Raw genomic sequence first — 21,736 nt, forward strand, 5'->3', positions numbered from 1 at the left:
GGCCGAGGGATACGGCTTCACGTTAAGCGGGAATCTATAAATCTTGACCAACCAAGGATAACGGCAAGACGATTATTAAGGAGGCAGAAGGTTGAAAGACGTGGACTTGCAGCTTCCCGCCTACAAGCGCGCGCTGCGCCGAAGCGCCGCCTCTGTCCGTGACGGAATACCTCCGCGGCGAAGAGAGGAGTTGTCCTCGCTCGTATGCCGCCATGCATGGAGATGGCTGGAAGAGACTTGCGCGGACTCGCTTATGGTCTACGTTCCGTTCCGCTCCGAGCTGGATACGCGCCCTTTGATTGAGCGGTGCTGGAAGGAGGGGCGCAGAGTCATTCTCCCCCGGGTCCATGGCGATTCCGGGAAGCTGTCCCTGCACGGCGTAGAATCATGGAGCGAGCTTGCCCAGGGAATGTTCGGCATTCCGGAGCCCGCGGAGACCTATTCTGTAATCGAGGAAGGAAGCGAGCCGCCGGTAGTTTTCGTTCCGGGTCTGGCCTTTGATGCCAGGGGAGGGCGGCTTGGATACGGCTGCGGCTATTATGACCGGCTGCGGGCCCGCCTTTCCGGAGCCTCGGCCCCCGGCACGCAGAGGAGTTCGGTGTGGATCGGCCTCGCTTACGGCGCGCAGATCTTGCCCGAGGTGCCCATGGAAGCCCATGACGCTTTTATGGACATGCTGATTACCGAGAAAGGAATACTGCATTGCACTGCTGAAGGAAAGGGGATTGACGCAAGATGGAGTTGACGCATTTCAACGGGCAGGGCAGAGCCCGCATGGTTGACGTGAGCGACAAGGAAGTGACCAAGCGCGAGGCGACCGCGCAGAGCAGGGTGACGATGGCTCCGGAAACGCTGGACGCCATCAAAGCCGGATCCGTCGGCAAAGGCGATGTGCTTGCCGTCGCCCAGGTCGCCGGCATCATGGCCGCCAAGAAGACGGCCGACTGGATACCGATGTGCCATCCGCTGCCTTTGACGGGCATCGATATCCGCTTTTCGGACAACACCAAAGATGAACTATATATAGAAGCGACAGTCAAGACCACCGGCAGGACGGGAGTTGAAATGGAGGCGCTGACAGCCGTCTCTGCCGCCGCGCTGACGGTATACGACATGTGCAAGGCCCTGCAAAAGGACATGATCATCGGGCCGACGCTGCTTGCGTCCAAGACCGGCGGCAAGAACGGCGACTATGCACGGGAAGAAGCGTAGTTCATATCAGTACATAATGAACATAGAGAGGAAGGAGAACCTATGGCGTGGAAGACAGCAATCCTGACGGCCAGCGACAAGGGAGCCCGGGGCGAGCGGGAGGATACGAGCGCCCAAGTCATCCGCGAACTGGTGGAGGAGGAGCTTGGAGGAGAGATCGTAGAGTACCGGATTGTTCCCGATGAGCCGGATGAAATTATTGCGGCTCTCATCGAATTGACCGATTACTTTCAGGCCGATCTGGTGCTGACCACAGGCGGCACCGAGCTGGCGATCCGGGACGTAACGCCGGAAGCGACGCGTCGGGTTATTGAACGGGAAGTGCCGGGTATGTCGGAGGCGATGCGCAGTACGGTGATGCAGAAGAACCGCGCCGCCATGCTGTTCCGGGGGATCTGCGGCATCCGCGGCCGAACGCTGATCGTCAATCTTCCAGGCACGCCGAAGGGTGTGCATGAGCATTTGGCCGCCATTATGGATCAACTGCCGGAGGCGCTGCTGATGGTGACCGGACAATTCCGGCAGTAACGCTTTCGAATCGTAGAATCGCAGGATTACTTACAGATCGTAGGGTTGCTTACTATGCCATCTTCTCCAAACAACTGCTTCCGTTTGGGTTTCGACACAGATTACAGATGCAAGTGTGATCTAAGTTATGGTATTATATAGTTGTCGAAAACGGTATCACGAACGGAATAGGGAACAAGGAGGAATGAACATGTTAAACGGTATTGGGGCTCCGGGTATTATACTGCTTGTCATTCTGGCGCTGCTGCTCTTTGGTCCGAACAAGCTGCCCGAACTGGGCCGTGCAGTCGGAAGAACCTTCCGTGAGTTCAAGGAAGGGACCCGTGATATGATTGCCAACTCCGAGCCGGAGGTCAAGAGCGAAGCTCCTGCACCGGCGGCGCAGAAGGCACCCGTTTCCCTGGAGAAGCGTTTGCCGGAATAACATCAACATGCGCAAGGTTAAATGATAAGACTACACGCGGAGGCGCCCTTAAGTCCCCGGACTTTACGGGGCGTCTCTTTTTTTGAACTTGCTGCAGGAAGAGGGGGGCCTGTCTTTGGAACCCGGAGAAATGACGGTAGTCGAGCATCTCACGGAGCTGCGCAGAAGAATCGTATATGTGTTGGTCGTCTTTGTAATCGGCCTGGCGGGCGGGCTGTTCTGCGCGAAGCCGGTCTATGAGTATCTGATCCATGCCGACATGGCTCAGGGCTTCGTGCTGCACGCATTCGCTTTCTGGGACGGCATCGGCATGTACATGAAGATTGCCATGGCCGTGTCGCTAACGGTATCCGTACCGTTCATCGTCTATCAATTATGGGCGTTCGTCAGTCCCGCTCTGCGGCCGGCGGAACGGAGCGCAGCCCTGCGGTATGTGCCGTATGCGCTTGTTCTGTTTGTGGCCGGTCTTCTCTTCGCTTATTATATCGTGTTCCCGATGGCGCTTTCCTTCACCGTCTCGGTTACACGCGATCTGGGACTGGAGGAGACTTACGGCATTGCGCAGTATTTCAATTTTATGTTCAGCCTGGTGCTGCCGATGGCGCTGCTGTTCGAACTGCCGCTGATCGTCATGTTCCTGACCAAGATCCGGCTTCTGAACCCGCTCCGGCTGCGCAAAATGCGGCGCTATGCCTATTTTGCGCTGGTCTTTATCGCCGTGGTCATCACGCCGCCCGATTTCATCTCGGATTTTCTGGTCACCGTTCCTCTGCTCGTTCTCTACGAATTCAGCGTGTTTCTGTCCTCGGTTGTTTACCGCAAGCAGCTGGCCGCTGACGCGGCGCTGGAGGCAAGATACGCCGCGGGCGATCATGCCTGACGGCGTCTGCCCCGTACCTTTCGTACCGCCGGATGAAAGCGGCAGAGGCGATTTTTAGTGTTGGTGTCCTATTATGGAAGAATCAGCTGCGATATGCCGTTTGCCCAAAGAAGCAGGCATATTTTGCCGTGCTATGGATAGAATGAAAGAGGGTATGGCCTGGGACAACCTGGCTGACCGGCTTTTTTCCAAATTCGTGTAGAAAAAAGAGCAAAAGGACTTGAAATCCGCAGTCAAGTTGAGTAATATAAAAATTGTTGTTAGCACTACTGGCTGTCGAGTGCTAACAAACCCAAAAGATATGCTGAGCCGGGCTGCCGACTCTCACATTTCATGAATGCGACGGAATCTTGTTTCCGGCAACGTCATTCTCAAACCCTGTGTTCAAGCATAACAACATAATCTAAAAGGAGGCTATTTTTCATGATCAAACCTTTAGGTGAACGCGTATTGGTGGAACCGATCGAGCAGGAGGAAACGACTTCGTTCGGAATCGTGCTTCCGGACTCGGCCAAGGAGAAGCCGCAGGAAGGCAAAATCGTGGCCGTGGGCAGCGGCGCTCTGAAAGACGGAGTTCGTGTACCGCTGGAAGTGAAGGAAGGCGACCGCGTTATTTTCTCGAAGTATGCAGGAACCGAAATCAAGTATGAAGGCAAAGAGTATTTGATTATGAAAGAAAGCGACATTCACGCGATTCTGGGTTAATTCCCGAGAACCGTCTATAAGATTTCAATACCGATACTTACAATTCATAGGGAGGTAATTTGACAATGGCAAAAGATATCAAGTTCAGTGAAGACGCCCGCCGCGCGATGCTGCGTGGGGTAGATGCTTTGGCAAACGCGGTTAAAGTAACGCTCGGACCAAAAGGCCGCAACGTGGTGCTGGAGAAGAAATTCGGCAGCCCGCTGATCACGAACGACGGCGTCACGATCGCCAAGGAAATCGAACTGGAAGACGCATTCGAGAACATGGGCGCTCAACTGGTTAAAGAAGTTGCTACCAAAACTAACGACGTAGCCGGTGACGGTACGACTACTGCTACCGTGCTTGCTCAAGCCCTGATCCGCGAAGGTCTGAAGAACGTGACTGCCGGCGCCAGCCCAATCGGTCTGCGCAAAGGTATCGACAAAGCGGTTCGCGCTGCAGTGGAAGAACTGCAAAAGATCTCCAAACCTATCGAAAACAAACAATCCATCGCCCAAGTTGCGGCTATCTCCGCAGCCGACGAAGAAGTAGGCCAACTGATTGCTGAAGCGATGGAAAAAGTGGGCAAGGACGGCGTTATCACCGTTGAAGAATCCCGCGGCTTCCTGACCGAGCTTGAAGTGGTGGAAGGCATGCAGTTCGACCGCGGCTACATCTCCCCGTACATGATTACCGATACGGATAAAATGGAAGCTGTACTGGATAACCCTTACGTCCTCATCACCGACAAAAAAATCAGCAGCACGCAAGAAATCCTGCCGCTGCTTGAAAAAATCGTTCAACAAGCGAGACCGCTCGTTATTATCGCCGAAGATATCGAAGGCGAAGCTCAAGCGATGCTGATCGTGAACAAACTGCGCGGAACGTTCAACGCCGTTGCCGTTAAAGCCCCTGGCTTTGGCGACCGCCGCGAAGCGATGCTGCAGGACATTGCCGCTCTGACCGGAGGCCAAGTCATCACCGAGAAGCTCGGTCTTGACCTGAAGAGCACGACTGTCGAGCAGCTGGGCAACGCCCGTCAAGTGCGCGTAACCAAAGAGAACACAACAATCGTTGACGGAAGCGGCGCGAAGGAAGACATTCAAGCCCGCGTCAGCCAAATCCGTTCCCAACTGGAAGAAACAACTTCCGAGTTCGACAAGGAGAAGCTGCAAGAGCGTCTGGCGAAGCTGTCCGGCGGCGTAGCCGTTGTCAAAGTCGGCGCCGCTACCGAAACCGAGCTGAAAGAGCGCAAGCTGCGCATTGAAGACGCTCTGAACGCTACCCGCGCTGCCGTTGAAGAAGGTATCGTATCCGGTGGCGGTACAGCCCTGATCAACGTATACGGCGCCGTAGCCGCTGTCGAAGCGACAGGCGACGAGAAGACCGGCGTGAACATCGTGCTCCGCTCCCTGGAAGAGCCAATCCGCACGATCGCCGCGAATGCGGGCCAAGAAGGCTCCGTTATCGTTGAGCGTCTGAAGAAGGAAGAGATCGGCATCGGCTACAACGCCGCTACCGACGAGTGGGTCAACATGATCGAAGCCGGTATCGTCGACCCTGCGAAGGTAACCCGCTACGCGCTGCAGCATGCTGCATCCGTAGCTGGCCTGTTCCTGACCACCGAAGCCGTTATCGCCGACAAGCCTGAGCCTGAAAAAGGCGGCGCGCCTGACATGGGCGGCATGGGCGGTATGGGCGGCATGATGTAATATAGACACGCAAACCCTTGCCCTACAAGGAGTATAATGCGTGGTCTATACGATAATTTAACGATTATTTAACGAAGGCTTCTCATGAGTTCGCTGAACTTTTGGGAAGCCTCTTTTTTTCTTGGCTTCGTGACGTGCAGATAAATAAGTTTAGTCACTTCATCATCGCCATGGCCGAGCCTGTCCATTATTTGCTCTAGACTCACTCCGGCTTCAGCTAAAAGAGAGGTGTGGGTGTGTCGAAGCGAGTGAGGGGTTAGGTCTTGGTTCAATCCAGACAACTTAAGAAGCCGATCCATCCTAATATCAACTTGTTTGACCAACTCCGGATACCCCTTGTGCTTGTTTACAGTAGCAAAAACAAACCCGCCTTCATGATAGATGTCTTTATACCTCATTCTGAATTCATTCTGCCACGCTCGATAATTTTTTAATATGGACATTACTTCTTCGTCCATTTCAATTGTGCGGATGGAGTTTTTTGTTTTCGGGGGATGCAGCTTGTATAAAACATGGTTGTTCCTAGGGTTATATGTCGTTTTCGTAATCGAGATCCGATTCTCTTCGAAATCAACATCACTCCATTTCAAAGCGCATAATTCACCTGCTCTCATTCCGCTATAAGCTAAGACTGTGAAAATTTCAAAGTCCCTCTCCAGGCCTTTTTCTTTCGCTGTCTCAAGTAGCTTGGCCAAAGATTCTTTTTCAAGATACTTCGGGATCTCTTCTCTGCCTTCAATTTGTTCAATAGTTTTCTTCGAGCGAGGAATTGCCGCATACTCCGTTGGATCGTTTGTTAACATATCAAATTTCATTGCGTACTTGAAAATCATCCTACCCGTTGAGTGAGCACCGGATACGGTTGTATTTGCGAATTTTTTTGCGAGTTTATTTAACGCTAGTTGATAATCCCTCTTTGTAATATCTTTAATTTTTAGATATTCAAAATAGTCATTAAGGCGAGCGATTTCATGACGGCGCACCCTAATAGTGCTTTCCTTCACCGATCCGTTTACACTGTAATATTCTAACCATTCTTCAGCGACATCTTTAAAAAGCGCGTTGGTTGGGTCCTTAAATCCATGTCGAGCTAATTCGCTCAAAAAATCAGCCAAAGCTTTCTCGGCATCTGCCCTTCGGCTAAAACCGCCTTTAAACTTCTGTTTGCGCTTTCCTGTTTTAGGGTTTGTTCCAACATCAACAATAAACCCCCACAATGCGCCGCAGCTGCATTTCTTTTGATCTTTAGGGCATTTACAATTAGGCTTGTAAACATGTCCCTTCATGATCATTCCTCCCCTGGATCAATATCTACGCTTCGTTTCTTTGACTTTCCCGACTATTCGAACTAGAGATAATTCTTGACCGGTAATGATTCTTGGCTGGTGCATAGGGTTTGCGGACTGGAGTATCATTCCGCCTTCGGTTTTATAAATACGTTTGAGAGTTCCTTCTTCGCCATTGACTATCACGACAGCCAAATCCCCATTTTCAACTTCTGGCGTTTCTCTAACCAAGGCCAGATCACCAGGCAGTATGCCTTCCCCGATCATCGAATCTCCACGAACCCTAAGATAGAAATATTCACCTCCTTGAACGCCGTCCTCATCCGCCCACTCTTCACCATGGAAGTCATCGTAAGCCAGTCCGTTCGGCCCGGCTGTGACCGTGCCGATAACAGGGATTTTAATCCTCGACCCAACATGAATTTTATCGACTTGGTCATTAACTGAATAAAAATCAAGCAAATTACCGCTGCTTCCTTGGGTCGATTCTTTAAGTTTTTCAAATATTACTTTTGGGGAATTCGAAAGTTTATTAACGGATTCCAAAAATTCCGTAACCAAATCTTGATTATTTCTAGGATCTGATAGAAATTCGCTAAGCTCTTCTCTGTCAAGAAGATTTGTACCATGTGGCGCTTCCTCAAAAAGTTCGTTAAACGTAAAAATCATATCCATGTCAGTGTGCAAAAATGGGTAGATAACTCCGTTTTTATCGCTGATCTTGTCAAGAGTGAAGTTAATCAGCATCTGGTTTTTTATATATGTTTCGTATGCCTCTTTCTGAGCATCCGTGAGTTTTCCTAGATTAGCTTCAGCGAGTAATTTATCCGGGTCTCCGCCAGTTGATTTTGCCAGAGCTCTTGTTATCTCCTCGGATGGAGCAGGTCTTTTTCCTAATCTTAATTTGCTGATGTATGTAGGGTGAACCGTAACGCCTTCTTTTGCGCAGTCACTAGAGATTTGATCTAATGTTTTTCCTGATTTTTTAATGTACTCGTTTAATATGCTTGCGTAGGACAACTGAATCTCCCCTTCATCTAATGGCTTGAAATTAGTATATATTAACTAGACAAGTCTGTCAAACAAATAAACACAGACTGACTTGGAAGGCTTGACAGGAACATTTCACCAAGTTATATTTTACCTAGACAAAAAAGTCTATCGATTGTGAGGTGAGTGTTTTGGCCAAAAGAAGATTTGTTACAAACATTCAGGAGGTGAGGAAAGAAAGGGGGATGACACAGCAGGAAGTAGGGCAAGGTTTTCGCAAACCCGTTGATATTACAATGATTTCTCGTTGGGAACGCGGTGTAGTTAGACCCACTGCAACCAATCTTTTGGAGTTGGCTCGCGTCCTTAAGATTAATCCAGCGAAATTACACTTCGTCGAAGACAGACAAGACAGTCTATAAAAGGGGTGCATCATGTTTCAGACAATTGAGAGTCTCCCGGATATCATCACTGCTCAGCACATTTCGGATTACCTTCATATTTCTCGCCGAAGAGTTTATGAATTGCTGGAAATTCCAGAATCACAAGGAGGGATACGCTGTTTTAGTATCGGAATTTCTAAAAGGGTAGACAAGCGAGATTTTCTAGCTTGGATCGAGCGGCAAAAAAAACCTGTTTCATAAATTAATTTCTACCCGCTTTTTGGAGATTTATACGCACTCATCCAAAAGGAGGTTCCATGAAAGCAGAAAAAGCAAAAATTCAAGGGGCTTTACAAACCTGTCTCGATGCCGGGGCACCATTGGAATTCCTTCGGCAAATGATTTCCTTATTCCGGCGCAAATGGACAGGCAGTAAGATCATGCAAAAGTTTATCGATGATATGGAAGTAAGGTATATCACATCAATGGAGGTGGAGGAATGAACCCAGCAGATGAAGATCGCGTAAGGGAAATCATCAGAGAGGAACTGTATGCCCTGTTAAACAAAGGGGCCGGCATCCTTAAGCCGTACCCCGGGAAAACGGTTATGGACGCCAGATGGCTCAGAGAAGAAGGTCAGTCGCCCAAGAAATGACCCTTTCGTCGAGGCTGTGGTGAAAGTTGTTGCTTTCAGCCAATTCGTAAATGATGTACCGGTCATCTTTCGCAAAGACGTTCTCCAAATGGAGATAAAGATCCCGGGCGCCAAAATCGCATCGCACTAACCATGTGTCCGGCAAAATTTCAGCGAATGACGCACGGCCAACGGATAACGAAAGCTCGCCTTGCAGTAAAAAACTCTTTTCGGCTGACAAGCCAGGTGAAGATAAGATGTAATTTCGCAAAATCATTCTCCTTCCTTCAAATTTGGTAAGTCTGGACAACTTCCATTTTAGGTGAGAAGAGGAGATACGGAAAGGAGCAATGTCATGGACCAATTATTGCCTCGCGCATTCACGATAGACAGCAGAGAAGTCGCAGAAATGTTAAATATTCGTCACGCCGACCTTCTCGAAAAGATCGAGGCTTATATCCTTATATTGGAAAACGGAAAATTCCGTTCTGCTGATTTCTTTATTGAATCGTCATATACAATCTCTGGAAGTTCTCGGTTGTACAAATGCTTTGATGTAACTAAAAAAGGTTGCGATATGGTCGCCAATAAAACGACCGGAGAAAAGGGGGTTCTGTTTACAGCAGCTTATGTCACCAGGTTTGAGGAATACGAGAAGAACGCCACCGGGACGAACATTTCCGAATTGAGTCCGCTGCTGCAGATATTGATTCAGACGGAGCAGCGCCAAAAGCAAATCGAGCAACGCCAGGACAATACTGACCGACAGCTAGAGATTGTTAAAGAAACATTTCTCCAGCGCGATGAAAACTGGCGCGGGAAAATCAAAGGTCTTCTGAACGGAGCTGCTTACCGCCGCGGCAAAGCATATCGGGAGATACGATCACTCAGCTACGAAATGCTTGAAGATCGGGCGCACTGTGATCTGGCCCGCAGGCTAACCAACTTGAAAGAGCGGCTTCGCGAATCCGGGGCGACAAAAACCAAGATCGACGAGGCGAACCGCCTGGACGTCATCGAAGCAGAGCCGCGGCTTAAGGAAATCTATTACACCATCGTCAAGGAATTAAGCATCGGCACGATGCAATAGGAGGATAAACAATGAAATTGACTAAAAACCAACTGCGTAACGTAATGGCCTATTTCCTGACACTTCGAGATTGCGCGAAAGAGGAAGGATTAAAGCAAAACGAGGATTGGGCGGACAAGCAATACCGGGCCTATCGCGAATTGTACATGGGAATCGTCGAAAACGAAAAACGGCCCATCGGGGTAGGAGCCGATAAGCCGTTCATGACTTTTAAAATAATTATTAAGAGCAGATTACCATTGTTTGAGGGGAATTGCAATGGAAAATGCGGCTAACAACGTAAAAAAGCTGTCTGCGGCCGAGTTCCTTTCTCTCTATGACAACAAAATCACTCGGATGAAGGCTGAATATGAGCAATTGAAGCACTATGCCCGGGGGCGCCCGATATTCGTCAGCAATCCAAAATTGGAGAAGTATCGCAAGCTTAAAAAGCTGCTGGAGCAGGCAGAGCCCCGGGAAGTAATTATCGGATACCAGAGAACGTGCCAGGGATGTGGTCGAATGATCGGTGCGCAAGAGAAGGTCTTACAGGTACATTCCGGAATCGTCTGTGACCGGACTTGTCACGGCCTCCAGCTGGAAAAGCAATATGGACATTGATAACTATATCCAGCAGATCAAGACCCTTCGTGCTGAGGCTGATCTGCTGGAAGAGGACGCACCAGGAGCTGTTATGCGCAAGATCAACCTACTTACTCATGCTCATATGCTCATGGGCCGGGTATCTGCCCATATGGACGGTGATTATGCCAAGGTGTATGCCTACCGCAAGATTAAGTATGCACAAGCCCAAGCTGAAGCCAAGAAGGGTCAGAAAGGCTATGCCGGAGAACTGGCTGTTGCTGATCTACGAATGGCCGAGGCACAGGCGCAAGCCCTAAAGACCTTTTGGAACAATGAATTCCGCTCACTCCGGGAGTATATTTACGAGCTCCGGCTGCGGGTGAGAGTAGACATGAATACGTTAGGAGGCGGAGATTAATGGGCGCTACACGCGTGAATGATGATGCCCTCAGATCCGAACTGCGGAAGCAGCTTAAACAAAAATATATGGAACAAGATCAAGAGATTAATCTACATCAGAGAGCATCCGTCCGAATCGATTCGGAAATCTATGATCTTAAACTGCGTCTTTCGCAAATTGATCGGGAATCAGTAGAGGAAGAACGCAACAGCGTTAGCAAACCGATACGGCCAGCTTCATTTAGAAAATCTGCTGGAATGTGTATTAATCCGAAATGCCAAAAGCGGATTCACATTGGGCAGCCGGCCGTGAAATTCGGTCACTATGGCCTTTGTTGCAACTGGAAGTGTTTCTCCGAAGCGCTGGTAAGTAAGACCTAAGAATGCGGGTGAATCAATGAAAGACGCCTACTATTTTTCACACGACAGCAACGCGCGGCATGATCCTAAAATATCAGCCATGATCGGCGTCTACGGAGCGGAGGGATACGGCTGGTACTGGATGCTGATTGAAATGATGCGGGAGTCCAGCGATTACAAACTGGACATGCAAGCGAAGTACGCATTCAATGCATATGCATCACAAATGCATTCCGATTGCACTAAGATTGCACAATTAGTGCATGACTGCATCCATGAATTCAAGCTGTTTTCAAGCGACGGAGAGTGCTTCTGGAGTGATTCTCTCAACCGACGGATGGCGAAGCGCGATGAGGTTTCTCGCAAGAAGTCAGAAGCGGCAAAATCCAGATGGGGCAAGGGAAAATCAGCTCAACATCCTATTCCGGAAAATGCAGAAGAAATGCATATGCATAGCGGATGCAATGCTGACGGAATGCAAGGAAAGGAAAGTAAAGAAAAGGAAAGTAAAGAAAAGGAAAATATAAAACCATTGTGTGATTCGCCTGCGGCGGAACCACACGCTGATCCGTATCACCCAGATTTCGAAAGGTTCTGGAAAGTGTTTCCCACGACCAGGAGAAAAGATAAGGCTAAGGCGTTTGCGACATGGAAGAAGAAGGTCAAGCCATCCGAAAGAGAAGCGCTTATTTCTTGCACGATCCTTTATTCCAAAGATTTCAAAACGATAGGCCTGCATTCCGAGTTTGCGAAGATGCCGACAACCTATCTTAATGCCGGTACTTATAAAGATTACCTATCAGGAGGTGAAGACGATGGACCCGAAGGATTTGGATCTTCCGGAAGAGGACAAGCAGCTTATCCAGAATACGATGAGCTCGGTCCGCCGCCTCCCGAACCGGAAGATATCGACGCCACCTATTACGGCGATGCTCCGCGAGATGGAAGAATCCGCAGCGAGGGAAAACGCCCTTCGGCCCCTTCGGACGACGACATCTTTGTTCGCAGATAGCGAGCATGAGGGGACATACAGTTGCCTTGGCTGCCGTCAGACAATCGGTCGGACCTACCTTCCATTTAACGGGAAATGGGGTTTGAAAAAAGCATGTGCATGCGTGGTTGCTGAAAACGAGGCGCGGGAGAAGGAACAGGAACGGAAGCTGCGGCGGGCCAACATGGAACGAATATACGCCCGCAGCATCATGAACGAAGACTTGAAAAGAGCATCATTCGATAATTTCACAAAAAGACCTGGAACAGACGGAGTGTTGCGCGCGGCGATCAGTTTTACAAACGGGTTCGAAGGACGGTCAACCGGCCTTATGCTCTATGGGCGCCCCGGGAATGGGAAAAGTCATTTAGCTGCAGCGATCAATCACGAGTTGAACCGGCGCGGGTGGGTGTGTCTCTTCCTGGATGTTCCACAGCTTTTCAACTTAGCGAAGGACACGAACCGAAAGGGCTCAAAAATCAGCTTGACGGACATTATTTCCGGAGCGATTGCCGCCGATCTCCTTACACTGGACGAGCTGGGCAGCGGGTACCTGACGGAATATGAATTCAATGACATTCTGTTCCCGATCCTCAATGGCCGGCAGGGAAAGCCAACGAATTTCACCACAAATCTTGATTTAGGCCGGCTTCAGCGGTGGTTCGAAAAAGATAAGCTCGGCGCGCCCCTCGATGAAGACGGACGGATATATGACCGCATTCTTGGATCAACAGACATTTACGAAAATCAAGGGACCTCAAAACGCCGGGAAGATGCCATCAGGCGAGCGAATGGAGGAAGATCATGAACTTTCTGAACTGGAGGACTGAAGCGGAGCTGCGGCAGATCATCACAGACGAATCTCTTGACTACGACATCCGGATCAAAGCCGAAGAAGAACGGCTCCGCCGGAAATATCCATCCTGCAAGATACCGGGATGCCACAGCATAGCAAAAACGACATGGGCGACCGTACCGGTCTGTGAATGCCATAAAGCTACCTTGACCACGGAGCAGCTTGATTATTACGCCGAAGTGATCAAAAAGGGAGAACGGACGCTAATCTATACAATCGGGCCGTACTTGCCTTGGAAACGGGGTGCGGCATGGCCGGGACAGGGAAGCGCCTGTATCTGAGCAAGCAACAGAAAATGGACGAGGTCTTTGAATCGTTTGAGCTCAGGCTTTTCGACAAACTGGATGGCGCTGATCATATCATCGCTCGGATTTATACGGAGGGCGGTCTACTCGGTGTAGATGCCGAATTCCGGCAGCAATACATTCGCGAGCGGGTAACGGACATAATCGACCAAATCGCAGAGAAGAGGGAGGCAAAAGATGGGCGAAAGAGCAAAAAGCAAGGCAAGTAACTACGGGAACCGCGGCATGGCCTTTGAAGGCTTCCTCGAATACAGCAATGAGTTATACAGCAAGCGGGATATCGCCATCATTAAGAAGCGTCCGACACCAATCAAGGTCATTCAAATGCGGGGCGGGAGAATCACCGATGCTGTCTTTGAGAAAAAATCATCGGTTGATTTTGATGGAATCTACCGCAGTCGGCGGCTGGATTTTGAAGCTAAGGACGTTGAGGATTTAGTCCGATTCGACTTGAGTCGGGTGGAGGATCACCAGTACGAACACCTGGAGAGATCGCATAGGCACGGATCGCTAACCTTTATCCTTGTTCATTTCGGGCGGAACCGAGTGACCTACCTCCTGCCATTTACGGCGCTTCGGAAGTATAAACGAGCTGCAGCCGGAGGCGGACGGAAGAGCATTAGCCTAGATGACTTTGAGATTGAAGGATACGAGGTGCGATCCGGTAGAGTGCCGGTAGATTACTTGGCTGTAGTAGACAAGCTTTGGTTCTCAGCAGAAACTTAGGCCCCTGATATGACAGGGGATCGGGCACCACCGCAGCCATTAGTCGAACTGGTGTACCCATTTACTTCAAATACAGAACTGGAGGATGAATATGAGCAACGAAATCAATTTGGATAACCTGGCCGGCGGCGCCGTAAGCGAACGGCTGAACATCGAACTGAAAAAGGCAGCAGACAACATCATGGACCCTAACACCGACTGGAAAAAAGCCCGTAAGGTCACCATGACTATTACGCTCAAACCGGACGAGGAGCGCGATATCGCCTTGGTAAGCATCGATACTAAAACTGTTCTCGCGCCGGCGCATGGCGTTGCGACAAAGCTGGTATTCGGCAAAGACAATGCCGGGCAAGCCGTTGTCGAGGAACTCGTCTCTGGTACGAAAAATCAAATGATGATGGACAACGACGGCGATCTTGCGGACGACCGTGGCAAAAAATTAGCAACCGAAGAAGCCGGCAATAATGTTTCATACCTACAACGTAAAGCCCAAGGAGGCAAATAATCATGATCAAAGAAGCCCTGCAATACATCACTGGATTGGCGAGCCAGAAGACACTTGAAATCAACGGCCAGCAATATTCCAATCATTCACTGACCCTTTTGAAGCAACCCACTCCGTCGGCACTGGTGATTCGTAGTCTCTCCGGCTTCGTGGATTACCTCAAATCTCAATACGATGCTCCGGGAAAACTCATGATTCACGTTGAGAGCCCAACTAGAGTGTCAGCATTCGGCACATTCAATGACGATTTCGTCCGCTCCACGTTCGCCGTAGCGGATGCCCTGCTGCCGTCCATTCGCTTTGACAGCTTTATGGATGTGGAAACCTTCAATATCATGCTGCAGTCGCTCTTCGTACCGTCGGAAACTAGGGCTTCTCTTCTCAAGATTGTCGGAAACGTAAAGGAAGAGACCGTACAGAACACCGGTGATGATGGAGTCGCCCAACAGATTACGGCAAAAACGGGTGTAGCTACCGTGGGAACCGTAACCGTGCCGAATCCAGTAACATTACTGCCGTATCGTACTTTCGTCGAAGTGAAGCAGCCTGAATCTCTGTTCGTGTTCCGCATGCGGAGCGGCCCGACTGCTGCTCTGATTGAAGCGGATGGCGGAGCATGGAAGGTTGAAGCTATGGATACGATTAAGGATTATCTCGCGGAAGCACTGAAAGATGAAATTGCTGATGGTGACTTCGTAATTATTGCGTAATTCCATTCTATCAGGGCGGCTTCGGCTGCCCTTCTCTATAAGGAGTTATGCCGGATGCCCAATAAAAAGGGATGGCTCACGAAAAATGAAATGATGGATACCGGTCAGCCTTGTTTTATCCCGGACGCCGCCGGCGCATTAACAGGCCGCTGGTTTGGCACTCCTCCACTAGGAGGGATTCTCCTTACTGCAACACGCTGCAAGCAGCTAGGATGCCCAGTAAAAACCAATGAATATGCCGTTGCTTACTTTTATAGCGCCGCGGCGCCAGACCACTTCCGATATGTGCCGTTTTTCCACCGCCAAGCGGAAGAACTGAACTCAAAGAAAATAACCGCATTGGAGGAGCGAGTACTCCAGCGTGAATTTTATCTAATTAAAGCAGATAACAACGAAATTCAGACATGACTGAAGGTGATAACATGCCGCATCAGACCTTCTGGAAACCTCCGAAGGAGGAGAAGTCAAAGAAGACAAGCAGCCTGGGACGCGGCCGGAAGGAAAAGAAGCTGCTGCCGGAGTGGAAGCAGAATCTATTTTCGGACCATACTCCCGGCAAGAGTAGTGCAGACCGAGCGGAGTTCCCGCCCAAAGTGATCAAAGAGTTGATTGCTGAAGCGGACGGGCAGTGCCAGCACTGCAAGACAGCGCCCGACACCACTACTCATCATGTTTGGCCAAGAGGCAGAGGCCATAATCGCGGAAGAGGCGTCAAGACCAACGGCCTCCGCTTGTGCGGCCCGTGTCATGACATGATCCAAACGAACGAGGGGCTTTTGCAAGAGTGGATCACTATCTACCGCGAGAAATACGGCGACTACTTCTGGTACGACGAACAAGATTGGGAAGAACATAACCGTAAACTCGCTGCCCAAGAGCAAGCCGAACGTGAACGAGACGAGCGTATGCGGCAGATTGAGCCCGTGGCAGACTTGGTTGCTTCGGCAGCCGGACGGCCTCTCAGAGCCAAGGAATTGAGACTCATAGAGTCATTCGATACCAAGGCCTTGCAGGTCTTTACCGGAATGGTGACGGATGCCTTGAATGGTTACGCTGCCGCTGGGCATTACCGTCCAACAGATCGGTTCGAAGACTGAGTTATCAACAAGATTATGCACATAACAACGAAAATACATCATAAGGGAGCGCTCCTTATGAACTGGAAAAGCGCAACTCGTGAAGAACTCTACACCGTTTTGCAAGACCAATACGCCCTCCCTTGGGAACGGCAGGCGGCCGAGGAAGAAATCCTACGCCGCTGCCGCCCCGCTTGGTGCCGGGTTCAATACAAGATTAAGACTATCCCGAGAAAATGAAAGGATGAAAATGCATGAACCAAGCTCTTTTAGAAGTGAGTAAACCCATAAATCTATCACAGATCGATATTTTGGAGATACGAACCGTATTAAATGGTTTTGGCCGCGCCGAGTTGCTTCGGACGGCAGGAGATTATGCGATCCGGGCTGCGTATCGTAAACAACCATGCCCGGCAACTCCATCTGAGGTGCTGGAAATGACAGATTCTGAGCTGCGGAAATTTATTTTCGAGACAGATTATCCCGGATACAAATGGTGATAGAAAGGACGGGAATGCATGAGAGAAATCATCGTCGATAACTTCGCCGGCGGCGGGGGCGCGTCGACAGGCATAGAACTTGCAACCGGCCGCAGCGTGGACATCGCCATCAACCACGATCCCGCGGCGATCGCTATGCACCGCGCCAATCACCCAGAAACGGAGCACTACTGTGAATCGGTTTGGGATGTTGATCCACGGGAGGTCACCGGCGGGCGTCCGGTCGGACTGGTCTGGCTGAGCCCGGACTGCAAACATTTTTCCAAAGCCAAAGGTGGAAAGCCGGTTGAAAAGGGTATCCGCGGGCTCGCGTGGGTCGCGGTCCGCTGGGCGGCCACAGTCCGGCCCCGGGTGATTATGCTCGAAAATGTCGAGGAATTCAAGACATGGGGTCCACTGTTGAAAGATGGCTACCCTGACCCAGCGCAGAAGGGACGGACGTTCAACTGCTTCGTGAACGCACTCCGCCGGCAGGGTTACCGCGTAGAATGGCGCGAGCTGCGGGCTTGCGACTACGGGGCTCCGACGATCAGAAAGCGGCTGTTCCTGGTGGCCCGGCGGGATGGCCGTCCGATCGTTTGGCCGGAGTCAACACACGGGGACCCAACAAGCGAGGCGGTCAAGTCCGGCAAACTTAAGCCATGGCGGACGGCGGCGGAGATCATCGACTGGTCTATACCGTGCCCGAGCATCTTCGAGCGGAAGAAGCCACTGGCGGAGAATACAGAACGGCGGATCGCCCGGGGCATTCAGCGGTTTATCTTGGACAATCCTAACCCATTCATCGCCCCTTATGTGATCAAAGTCAATCACAAATACGACCAGTTTCGGGGACAAAGCATTGACGAGCCCTTTCAAACGGTGACAGCGGTAAACGGCTGGGGCGTTGTAACACCATACATCGCCCGCATCGGACAGACCGGATATGGCGGAGACCGGCTGCAATATGAGCTCGACGATCCACTAACGACGGTAACAACCAAGGCTGAGCATTTACTTGTGACTCCTGTGCTAGGGGTTAATACTTCCGGGCATCCGGGCAGCTCGCCAGAAGTGCCGTTACGTACAATCACGACGGGCAATCATCACATGCTTGTCAGCCCTACGTTGATTGAGATTGGATACGGAGAGGGGCCGGGGCAGGCGCCGCGCGTCCCGGGGCTGCACAAACCACTGGGTACGGTGGTGGCCGGCGGTCGTAAGCACGCCATGGTCGCGGCATTTCTTGCGAAGCACTACGGCGGCAATTACACAGGGCCTGGCGCTGACATAGAAGAACCGCTGCCAACCGTTACGACCGTTGATCATAACGCACTGGTGACGGCGCACGTCGTCCGGCACTTTGGCGAATCTGTCGGCAGTACCGCGGACGCACCACTCGGCACAGTGACTGCCGGGGGCGGCGGAAAGAGTGGGATTGTTACCTCACACCTGGTCAAGCTGCGCGGGACCTGCGCGGACGGCCAGCCAGTCACGGAGCCCATGCCTACGGTCACCGCCGGAGGGCTGCATGTTGGCGAAGTCAGAGCATTCCTGCTCAAATACAACTTTAAAGACGTTGGCCAATCGCTAAAAGAGCCGCTGCACACGATTATGACGCATGACCGATTCGGCATTGTCACGATTAAGGGCGTCGAATATCAGATCGTAGATATCGGCATGCGGATGCTGGAGCCACACGAACTATTCGCGGCGCAGGGCTTTCCGGCAAACTACATCATCGACGTGGACGCTGACGGCAAGCGGTATTCTAAGAGCGCGCAGGTTGCCCGCTGCGGAAACGCCGTTCCGCCTCCATTCGCCGCGGCACTGGTAAGGGCGAACCTACCAGATATGTGCGTCGGCTCCGGCCGTACGCTGGCGCTGGAGCGGTACAAGCCGGCTGCCGGGCAACTGGAATTTAGCTTGTAGTTAAGCCAATACAGGGGAAAAGCCCACATATCGGGGGGGAGGCTACACCCTTTCCCCACCAAAGGAGACGATTAGCAATGAGTGTAAATAAACAAGCGATTCTGGATGTACTGAACAGTTTGGAAGTGGTCGAACAGCAGGGCGGAGACGATTGCTATATTCTTGTCGCCGACAGCGAAGAGAACCGTTCCCGACTGATGGCCGTCGGAGTTCAGTCCGAAACTATTGACCGATACGCCGAAGGAGGAACCTTCTGCATTTTGGCAATGGCCTTCAGCGAGAAATACGCAGACGATTATGAAAACGGGAAGCTGGTTGTATGGGGACCGCTGGACGACGAATTCCGCTACCGCGTCCTCAATGGCGAGGGTACAGCAGCCGACGCCGAACGATTGCTCAGAATGGTAGAGCCGGGATTGACTGAGGGAGAGGTGCAGTCATGAGCAGAGAAATCAAATACAAATTCTTTTATAAGCCCGAGCAGAAATTCGTTAGTCTTTGGGCCGCCGGATGGAGATTTGAGCCTGAAAACGGCCAAATCTACAGCGGAGACATGAACATTACTGACCGCTTTGAAATCGTGCAAAACACCGGACTAAAGGACCGAAACTTACGGGAGCTTTATGATGGGGATGTTTTTGACGGTAGCTATAAAAATCCGATGTCGGGAGAGGTGGTTAAACGACATTTTAAAGTGGCTTACAGAAAAGGAGCCTTCTATGCCGAAATGATTGGGCATCATCCATTCGGCACAACAATGCTTTACTTCGAAAACGAGAACGGGATAATCATCGGAAACATCTACGAGAACCCTGAACTATTGGGAGAGGCGGCGAAAGCATGAACGAGGATAGATTGCCAGCAGCGACACGGGCTCAGCGGTCCGGATTCATCGGACACGACCCGGTTAATCGCCCAAAGCACTATACATCAGGAAAAGTGGAATGTATTGATGCCATTGAGTCGGCTATTGCTGGTCTTGACGCAAACGAAGCTTTTCTTACCGGACAGGTGCTCAAGTATATGTGGCGATGGAAGTATAAAAACGGCGCTGAGGACCTGAATAAAGCAAATTGGTATTTGCAACGGCTGATTCAAAGTCAATCTGGAGGTGAGAAGGCATGACCGAAGGAAAAGTTTCCTTACCCAGACACACGCCGGAACAGATGCGCGCCGCGTTGCAGCGGCTCATAAAAGGAGAGCACAGCCTGCATATCCCACCGCAGTCGGACGATGAGGATTTTGTCATTGCCGGAGCGATTGATGAGCTTGTAGAGGCCCGGGCTGCTCTGGAAGAGGCACAACAACAACTAGCAGAAGAAAAGAAATGGCGTGCGGTAGAACATGAAGTAGCTGGTGGATATCATCGTGAGCTGGTTGAGGCACAGCAGACCATAGCCCGGCAGACCAACATATTCAACATGATAAATTCTCTGTCTTATATCAACAATGATGCATATTCAGCGATCAAGGCATATGTCAATTTGGCACTGGGAAATAAGGAAGGGGAGAAGACGGATGATCATTGATTTCGGACTCGGCGATATTGCCGAATGCCCACGTTGCGGCCGTGAATTCGAGATTAATAATCTGGATGACGAGGAACTGGACGATGCAGACCGCTATTTCGAACATGTGACAACCTGCGATGGGGAAGGGGATAGCGAGTCATGACACAAGTACAGAATATGACCGACCAGCAGCTTAACCGGGCGCTAGCGGTGTTGATGTATAACGCTCGTGTATGTGGTCGTGATACAGATTCCCGCGTTGTAATAATGGGAGACTTCGGGGAGTACAACACTCACCCGCTAACTGGAGGATGGAGAACGGCGGTCTGGAGGGCAACAGAAGAAGAGGCATGGGCAGATATACCTAATTACTCTGGCGACCCTGCCGCCTCTCTGGAGGTACAGGCAGCGGCGATTGCCAAAGATGTGGACGCCTACCTTAGCAATCTATTCGACGAGACGTGCGACCCGGATAAGCCGATATGGACGTCAAAGGTCGTGGGAAGGATGATGACAGCCAGCCACAGAGAGCGGGCTATGGCGGCATACCAAGTGTTAAAGGATCATACGGCTACCGGATATGCTTAAGAACATTCGATGTAAGCCGTAGTAGACGCATACGGCGCAGGAAGGAAGTGAGGGTTTGAAGGCACTTGACTTGTTCTGCTGCGGTGGTGGTGCCGGTAGGGGGTTGCACCAGGCAGGATTCGAAGTAACCGGTGTTGATATCGAGCCACAGAAAAGGTACCCGTTCAGATTTATTCAATCCGATGTAATGACATTATCCATAGATTTTCTGAGAGAGTTCGATTTCATTTGGGCTTCACCGCCATGCCAGCAGTACACGCTTGCAGGCACACAGTGGCGTAGGGAAGGCAAAGAGTACCCGGACATGATTGATGCCACCCGGGATATGATGGTCGAATCTGGGGTGCCGTGGGTGATCGAAAATGTACCTGAAGCGCCTTTGCGAAACCCGGTTATTCTATGCGGGACAATGTTCGGTCTGCGGACGTACAGGCACCGATTATTTGAATCAAGCTTTACGATCCAACAGCCGGAGCATCCGGAGCATGTAGCCCGCAGCACGAAAATGGGCAGGCCGCCAAAGGATGGAGAGTTTCTACAGATCGTCGGTCACTTCAGCGGTGTGCCGTTGGCCCGGGAGATTATGGGGCTGCCAGGACTTAATCAATACGAGCTGGCGCAGGCGATACCACCGGCATATTCCCGGTATATCGCGAATGAGTTCTTACGATCAATTGGAATCGCTGAAGGGCAGATAGAAATGAGCTTTTGATGCGTAGTACGAGAAAATAGCACATCTGGCCGGCAGGCCATCGACGCGACCGAATCACCCAGCCTTTAGGCGGGGGCCGAATACAGGGTTAGAGGGGCTTAACCACCCCTCTCCAAGGGAGGGATAAGCAATGAATAAGTATAGAGGTCAATCAACTTATACAGGTGAATGGGTATATGGTTCACTGGTAAATAAC

At 50.9% G+C, this 21,736-nt stretch carries 36 protein-coding genes; 34 read left to right on the forward strand and 2 right to left on the reverse strand.

Annotated features, from left to right (window positions below):
• Window positions 1-100 precede the first annotated feature (100 nt).
• The 7 genes from EH198_RS17670 to groL all read left to right on the forward strand — a co-directional run bounded on the left by EH198_RS17670 (window position 101) and on the right by groL (window position 5,443).
• Window positions 101-745: a 5-formyltetrahydrofolate cyclo-ligase gene (locus EH198_RS17670; RefSeq protein WP_246014399.1), complete on the forward strand. Its 645-nt coding sequence runs from the start codon at window positions 101-103 to the stop codon at window positions 743-745.
• Entirely contained in the window at window positions 736-1,212 is a 477-nt protein-coding gene (gene moaC, locus EH198_RS17675) for a cyclic pyranopterin monophosphate synthase MoaC (protein ID WP_124696843.1), read from the forward strand. The genes EH198_RS17670 and moaC overlap by 10 nt, the downstream gene beginning before the upstream one ends.
• Window positions 1,213-1,254: 42 nt before the next feature.
• Window positions 1,255-1,740, forward strand: a complete 486-nt coding sequence (locus EH198_RS17680; protein ID WP_124696844.1) for a MogA/MoaB family molybdenum cofactor biosynthesis protein — start codon at window positions 1,255-1,257, stop codon at window positions 1,738-1,740.
• A gap of 190 nt (window positions 1,741-1,930) precedes the next feature.
• On the forward strand, window positions 1,931-2,164 hold the full coding sequence (tatA, locus tag EH198_RS17685; protein WP_124696845.1) for a twin-arginine translocase TatA/TatE family subunit: 234 nt from the start codon (window positions 1,931-1,933) through the stop codon (window positions 2,162-2,164).
• 130 nt (window positions 2,165-2,294) lie between these two features.
• The gene (tatC, locus tag EH198_RS17690; protein WP_124696882.1) at window positions 2,295-3,044 is read left to right on the forward strand and encodes a twin-arginine translocase subunit TatC; all 750 of its coding nucleotides are present in this window, start codon (window positions 2,295-2,297) and stop codon (window positions 3,042-3,044) included.
• A 423-nt stretch (window positions 3,045-3,467) separates the two neighbouring features.
• Window positions 3,468-3,749, forward strand: coding sequence for a co-chaperone GroES (groES, locus tag EH198_RS17695; protein WP_025688079.1), 282 nt, complete (start codon window positions 3,468-3,470; stop codon window positions 3,747-3,749).
• A gap of 65 nt (window positions 3,750-3,814) precedes the next feature.
• Window positions 3,815-5,443: a chaperonin GroEL gene (groL, locus tag EH198_RS17700; RefSeq protein WP_124696846.1), complete on the forward strand. Its 1,629-nt coding sequence runs from the start codon at window positions 3,815-3,817 to the stop codon at window positions 5,441-5,443.
• Window positions 5,444-5,511: 68 nt separating this feature from the next.
• On the opposite strand, the gene EH198_RS17705 is transcribed toward groL, so the two are convergent.
• Together EH198_RS17705 and EH198_RS17710 are read right to left on the reverse strand one after the other, a co-directional pair.
• The gene (locus tag EH198_RS17705) at window positions 5,512-6,729 is read right to left on the reverse strand and encodes a site-specific integrase (protein ID WP_124696847.1); all 1,218 of its coding nucleotides are present in this window, start codon (window positions 6,727-6,729) and stop codon (window positions 5,512-5,514) included.
• 18 nt (window positions 6,730-6,747) lie between these two features.
• Window positions 6,748-7,749, reverse strand: coding sequence for a LexA family protein (locus tag EH198_RS17710; protein WP_124696848.1), 1,002 nt, complete (start codon window positions 7,747-7,749; stop codon window positions 6,748-6,750).
• Between the two features lie 197 nt (window positions 7,750-7,946).
• Here EH198_RS17710 and EH198_RS25510 point away from each other — a divergent pair, with 197 nt between their 5' ends.
• The 27 genes from EH198_RS25510 (at window position 7,947) to EH198_RS17835 (ending at window position 21,540) form a co-directional block, all read left to right on the forward strand.
• A complete protein-coding gene (locus tag EH198_RS25510; RefSeq protein WP_425464156.1) occupies window positions 7,947-8,141 on the forward strand; it encodes a helix-turn-helix domain-containing protein in 195 nt (64 codons plus the stop codon).
• 12 nt (window positions 8,142-8,153) lie between these two features.
• Window positions 8,154-8,363, forward strand: coding sequence for a helix-turn-helix domain-containing protein (locus EH198_RS17720; RefSeq protein ID WP_124696850.1), 210 nt, complete (start codon window positions 8,154-8,156; stop codon window positions 8,361-8,363).
• A gap of 56 nt (window positions 8,364-8,419) precedes the next feature.
• Window positions 8,420-8,605 (forward strand): hypothetical protein, encoded by a 186-nt coding sequence (locus EH198_RS17725; protein WP_124696851.1) that lies wholly within the window; start codon window positions 8,420-8,422, stop codon window positions 8,603-8,605.
• Window positions 8,602-8,757 (forward strand): hypothetical protein, encoded by a 156-nt coding sequence (locus EH198_RS24765; protein WP_185702946.1) that lies wholly within the window; start codon window positions 8,602-8,604, stop codon window positions 8,755-8,757. Before EH198_RS17725 ends, EH198_RS24765 begins: the two co-directional genes overlap by 4 nt.
• A gap of 334 nt (window positions 8,758-9,091) precedes the next feature.
• Window positions 9,092-9,826, forward strand: a complete 735-nt coding sequence (locus tag EH198_RS17730) for a Rha family transcriptional regulator (protein ID WP_124696852.1) — start codon at window positions 9,092-9,094, stop codon at window positions 9,824-9,826.
• Between the two features lie 11 nt (window positions 9,827-9,837).
• Complete coding sequence (locus EH198_RS17735) at window positions 9,838-10,101, forward strand: hypothetical protein (protein WP_124696853.1); 264 nt, start codon at window positions 9,838-9,840, stop codon at window positions 10,099-10,101.
• Complete coding sequence (locus tag EH198_RS17740) at window positions 10,085-10,426, forward strand: hypothetical protein (protein WP_124696854.1); 342 nt, start codon at window positions 10,085-10,087, stop codon at window positions 10,424-10,426. The genes EH198_RS17735 and EH198_RS17740 overlap by 17 nt, the downstream gene beginning before the upstream one ends.
• Window positions 10,416-10,808, forward strand: a complete 393-nt coding sequence (locus EH198_RS17745) for a hypothetical protein (protein ID WP_124696855.1) — start codon at window positions 10,416-10,418, stop codon at window positions 10,806-10,808. Before EH198_RS17740 ends, EH198_RS17745 begins: the two co-directional genes overlap by 11 nt.
• The gene (locus tag EH198_RS17750; protein ID WP_124696856.1) at window positions 10,808-11,170 is read left to right on the forward strand and encodes a hypothetical protein; all 363 of its coding nucleotides are present in this window, start codon (window positions 10,808-10,810) and stop codon (window positions 11,168-11,170) included. The genes EH198_RS17745 and EH198_RS17750 overlap by 1 nt, the downstream gene beginning before the upstream one ends.
• A gap of 16 nt (window positions 11,171-11,186) precedes the next feature.
• On the forward strand, window positions 11,187-12,161 hold the full coding sequence (locus EH198_RS17755; protein ID WP_124696857.1) for a DUF4373 domain-containing protein: 975 nt from the start codon (window positions 11,187-11,189) through the stop codon (window positions 12,159-12,161).
• Entirely contained in the window at window positions 12,091-12,948 is an 858-nt protein-coding gene (locus tag EH198_RS24770) for an ATP-binding protein (RefSeq protein ID WP_281278019.1), read from the forward strand. Before EH198_RS17755 ends, EH198_RS24770 begins: the two co-directional genes overlap by 71 nt.
• Window positions 12,945-13,277 (forward strand): hypothetical protein, encoded by a 333-nt coding sequence (locus tag EH198_RS17765; RefSeq protein ID WP_124696859.1) that lies wholly within the window; start codon window positions 12,945-12,947, stop codon window positions 13,275-13,277. Before EH198_RS24770 ends, EH198_RS17765 begins: the two co-directional genes overlap by 4 nt.
• A gap of 14 nt (window positions 13,278-13,291) precedes the next feature.
• Entirely contained in the window at window positions 13,292-13,510 is a 219-nt protein-coding gene (locus tag EH198_RS17770) for a hypothetical protein (protein ID WP_148091511.1), read from the forward strand.
• Window positions 13,479-14,027 (forward strand): Holliday junction resolvase RecU, encoded by a 549-nt coding sequence (locus EH198_RS17775; protein ID WP_124696861.1) that lies wholly within the window; start codon window positions 13,479-13,481, stop codon window positions 14,025-14,027. The genes EH198_RS17770 and EH198_RS17775 overlap by 32 nt, the downstream gene beginning before the upstream one ends.
• 91 nt (window positions 14,028-14,118) lie before the next feature.
• On the forward strand, window positions 14,119-14,532 hold the full coding sequence (locus EH198_RS17780; protein WP_185702948.1) for a replication terminator protein: 414 nt from the start codon (window positions 14,119-14,121) through the stop codon (window positions 14,530-14,532).
• Window positions 14,533-14,534: 2 nt separating this feature from the next.
• A complete protein-coding gene (locus EH198_RS17785) occupies window positions 14,535-15,242 on the forward strand; it encodes a hypothetical protein (protein ID WP_124696862.1) in 708 nt (235 codons plus the stop codon).
• A 54-nt stretch (window positions 15,243-15,296) separates the two neighbouring features.
• Complete coding sequence (locus tag EH198_RS17790) at window positions 15,297-15,650, forward strand: hypothetical protein (RefSeq protein WP_124696863.1); 354 nt, start codon at window positions 15,297-15,299, stop codon at window positions 15,648-15,650.
• Complete coding sequence (locus EH198_RS17795) at window positions 15,647-16,339, forward strand: HNH endonuclease (protein WP_246014395.1); 693 nt, start codon at window positions 15,647-15,649, stop codon at window positions 16,337-16,339. The genes EH198_RS17790 and EH198_RS17795 overlap by 4 nt, the downstream gene beginning before the upstream one ends.
• Before the next feature lie 233 nt (window positions 16,340-16,572).
• Window positions 16,573-16,818, forward strand: coding sequence for a hypothetical protein (locus EH198_RS17800; protein WP_124696865.1), 246 nt, complete (start codon window positions 16,573-16,575; stop codon window positions 16,816-16,818).
• Window positions 16,819-16,836: 18 nt separating this feature from the next.
• Window positions 16,837-18,729: a DNA cytosine methyltransferase gene (locus tag EH198_RS17805; protein ID WP_124696866.1), complete on the forward strand. Its 1,893-nt coding sequence runs from the start codon at window positions 16,837-16,839 to the stop codon at window positions 18,727-18,729.
• A gap of 77 nt (window positions 18,730-18,806) precedes the next feature.
• Window positions 18,807-19,172: a hypothetical protein gene (locus tag EH198_RS17810; protein WP_124696867.1), complete on the forward strand. Its 366-nt coding sequence runs from the start codon at window positions 18,807-18,809 to the stop codon at window positions 19,170-19,172.
• Window positions 19,169-19,573 carry a YopX family protein gene (locus EH198_RS17815; RefSeq protein ID WP_124696868.1) on the forward strand — a complete coding sequence of 135 codons (405 nt, stop codon included), beginning with the start codon at window positions 19,169-19,171 and terminating at the stop codon, window positions 19,571-19,573. Before EH198_RS17810 ends, EH198_RS17815 begins: the two co-directional genes overlap by 4 nt.
• The gene (locus EH198_RS17820; RefSeq protein ID WP_221621538.1) at window positions 19,570-19,854 is read left to right on the forward strand and encodes a DUF3310 domain-containing protein; all 285 of its coding nucleotides are present in this window, start codon (window positions 19,570-19,572) and stop codon (window positions 19,852-19,854) included. The genes EH198_RS17815 and EH198_RS17820 overlap by 4 nt, the downstream gene beginning before the upstream one ends.
• On the forward strand, window positions 19,851-20,258 hold the full coding sequence (locus EH198_RS17825; RefSeq protein WP_124696869.1) for a hypothetical protein: 408 nt from the start codon (window positions 19,851-19,853) through the stop codon (window positions 20,256-20,258). The genes EH198_RS17820 and EH198_RS17825 overlap by 4 nt, the downstream gene beginning before the upstream one ends.
• A complete protein-coding gene (locus EH198_RS24775; RefSeq protein ID WP_185702949.1) occupies window positions 20,248-20,403 on the forward strand; it encodes a hypothetical protein in 156 nt (51 codons plus the stop codon). The genes EH198_RS17825 and EH198_RS24775 overlap by 11 nt, the downstream gene beginning before the upstream one ends.
• Window positions 20,400-20,828: a hypothetical protein gene (locus tag EH198_RS17830; RefSeq protein WP_124696870.1), complete on the forward strand. Its 429-nt coding sequence runs from the start codon at window positions 20,400-20,402 to the stop codon at window positions 20,826-20,828. Before EH198_RS24775 ends, EH198_RS17830 begins: the two co-directional genes overlap by 4 nt.
• A 70-nt stretch (window positions 20,829-20,898) precedes the next feature.
• The gene (locus tag EH198_RS17835) at window positions 20,899-21,540 is read left to right on the forward strand and encodes a DNA cytosine methyltransferase (RefSeq protein WP_281278020.1); all 642 of its coding nucleotides are present in this window, start codon (window positions 20,899-20,901) and stop codon (window positions 21,538-21,540) included.
• The last annotated feature ends 196 nt before the right edge of the window (window positions 21,541-21,736 follow it).

It is taken from the genome of Paenibacillus rhizophilus (genome assembly GCF_003854965.1).
GTDB lineage: Bacteria > Bacillota > Bacilli > Paenibacillales > Paenibacillaceae > Paenibacillus_AQ > Paenibacillus_AQ rhizophilus.

Coding starts and splice junctions, on each gene's coding strand:
- EH198_RS17805 (WP_124696866.1), top strand. CDS start 16,837: ATGAGAGAAATCATCGTCGATAACTTCGCCGGCGGCGGGGGCGCGTCG.
- EH198_RS17795 (WP_246014395.1), top strand. CDS start 15,647: ATGACTGAAGGTGATAACATGCCGCATCAGACCTTCTGGAAACCTCCG.
- groL (WP_124696846.1), top strand. CDS start 3,815: ATGGCAAAAGATATCAAGTTCAGTGAAGACGCCCGCCGCGCGATGCTG.
- EH198_RS17740 (WP_124696854.1), top strand. CDS start 10,085: ATGGAAAATGCGGCTAACAACGTAAAAAAGCTGTCTGCGGCCGAGTTC.
- EH198_RS17745 (WP_124696855.1), top strand. CDS start 10,416: ATGGACATTGATAACTATATCCAGCAGATCAAGACCCTTCGTGCTGAG.
- EH198_RS17705 (WP_124696847.1), bottom strand. CDS start 6,729: ATGAAGGGACATGTTTACAAGCCTAATTGTAAATGCCCTAAAGATCAA.
- EH198_RS17820 (WP_221621538.1), top strand. CDS start 19,570: ATGAACGAGGATAGATTGCCAGCAGCGACACGGGCTCAGCGGTCCGGA.
- EH198_RS17790 (WP_124696863.1), top strand. CDS start 15,297: ATGCCCAATAAAAAGGGATGGCTCACGAAAAATGAAATGATGGATACC.
- EH198_RS17730 (WP_124696852.1), top strand. CDS start 9,092: ATGGACCAATTATTGCCTCGCGCATTCACGATAGACAGCAGAGAAGTC.
- EH198_RS17770 (WP_148091511.1), top strand. CDS start 13,292: ATGGACGAGGTCTTTGAATCGTTTGAGCTCAGGCTTTTCGACAAACTG.
- EH198_RS17775 (WP_124696861.1), top strand. CDS start 13,479: ATGGGCGAAAGAGCAAAAAGCAAGGCAAGTAACTACGGGAACCGCGGC.
- EH198_RS17725 (WP_124696851.1), top strand. CDS start 8,420: ATGAAAGCAGAAAAAGCAAAAATTCAAGGGGCTTTACAAACCTGTCTC.
- EH198_RS24765 (WP_185702946.1), top strand. CDS start 8,602: ATGAACCCAGCAGATGAAGATCGCGTAAGGGAAATCATCAGAGAGGAA.
- EH198_RS24770 (WP_281278019.1), top strand. CDS start 12,091: ATGGAAGAATCCGCAGCGAGGGAAAACGCCCTTCGGCCCCTTCGGACG.
- EH198_RS17825 (WP_124696869.1), top strand. CDS start 19,851: ATGACCGAAGGAAAAGTTTCCTTACCCAGACACACGCCGGAACAGATG.
- EH198_RS17810 (WP_124696867.1), top strand. CDS start 18,807: ATGAGTGTAAATAAACAAGCGATTCTGGATGTACTGAACAGTTTGGAA.
- EH198_RS17720 (WP_124696850.1), top strand. CDS start 8,154: ATGTTTCAGACAATTGAGAGTCTCCCGGATATCATCACTGCTCAGCAC.
- EH198_RS17780 (WP_185702948.1), top strand. CDS start 14,119: ATGAGCAACGAAATCAATTTGGATAACCTGGCCGGCGGCGCCGTAAGC.
- EH198_RS17815 (WP_124696868.1), top strand. CDS start 19,169: ATGAGCAGAGAAATCAAATACAAATTCTTTTATAAGCCCGAGCAGAAA.
- EH198_RS24775 (WP_185702949.1), top strand. CDS start 20,248: ATGATCATTGATTTCGGACTCGGCGATATTGCCGAATGCCCACGTTGC.
- EH198_RS17680 (WP_124696844.1), top strand. CDS start 1,255: ATGGCGTGGAAGACAGCAATCCTGACGGCCAGCGACAAGGGAGCCCGG.
- EH198_RS17800 (WP_124696865.1), top strand. CDS start 16,573: ATGAACCAAGCTCTTTTAGAAGTGAGTAAACCCATAAATCTATCACAG.
- EH198_RS17765 (WP_124696859.1), top strand. CDS start 12,945: ATGAACTTTCTGAACTGGAGGACTGAAGCGGAGCTGCGGCAGATCATC.
- EH198_RS17750 (WP_124696856.1), top strand. CDS start 10,808: ATGGGCGCTACACGCGTGAATGATGATGCCCTCAGATCCGAACTGCGG.
- EH198_RS17830 (WP_124696870.1), top strand. CDS start 20,400: ATGACACAAGTACAGAATATGACCGACCAGCAGCTTAACCGGGCGCTA.
- tatC (WP_124696882.1), top strand. CDS start 2,295: ATGACGGTAGTCGAGCATCTCACGGAGCTGCGCAGAAGAATCGTATAT.
- EH198_RS17785 (WP_124696862.1), top strand. CDS start 14,535: ATGATCAAAGAAGCCCTGCAATACATCACTGGATTGGCGAGCCAGAAG.
- moaC (WP_124696843.1), top strand. CDS start 736: ATGGAGTTGACGCATTTCAACGGGCAGGGCAGAGCCCGCATGGTTGAC.
- groES (WP_025688079.1), top strand. CDS start 3,468: ATGATCAAACCTTTAGGTGAACGCGTATTGGTGGAACCGATCGAGCAG.
- EH198_RS17755 (WP_124696857.1), top strand. CDS start 11,187: ATGAAAGACGCCTACTATTTTTCACACGACAGCAACGCGCGGCATGAT.
- EH198_RS17735 (WP_124696853.1), top strand. CDS start 9,838: ATGAAATTGACTAAAAACCAACTGCGTAACGTAATGGCCTATTTCCTG.
- tatA (WP_124696845.1), top strand. CDS start 1,931: ATGTTAAACGGTATTGGGGCTCCGGGTATTATACTGCTTGTCATTCTG.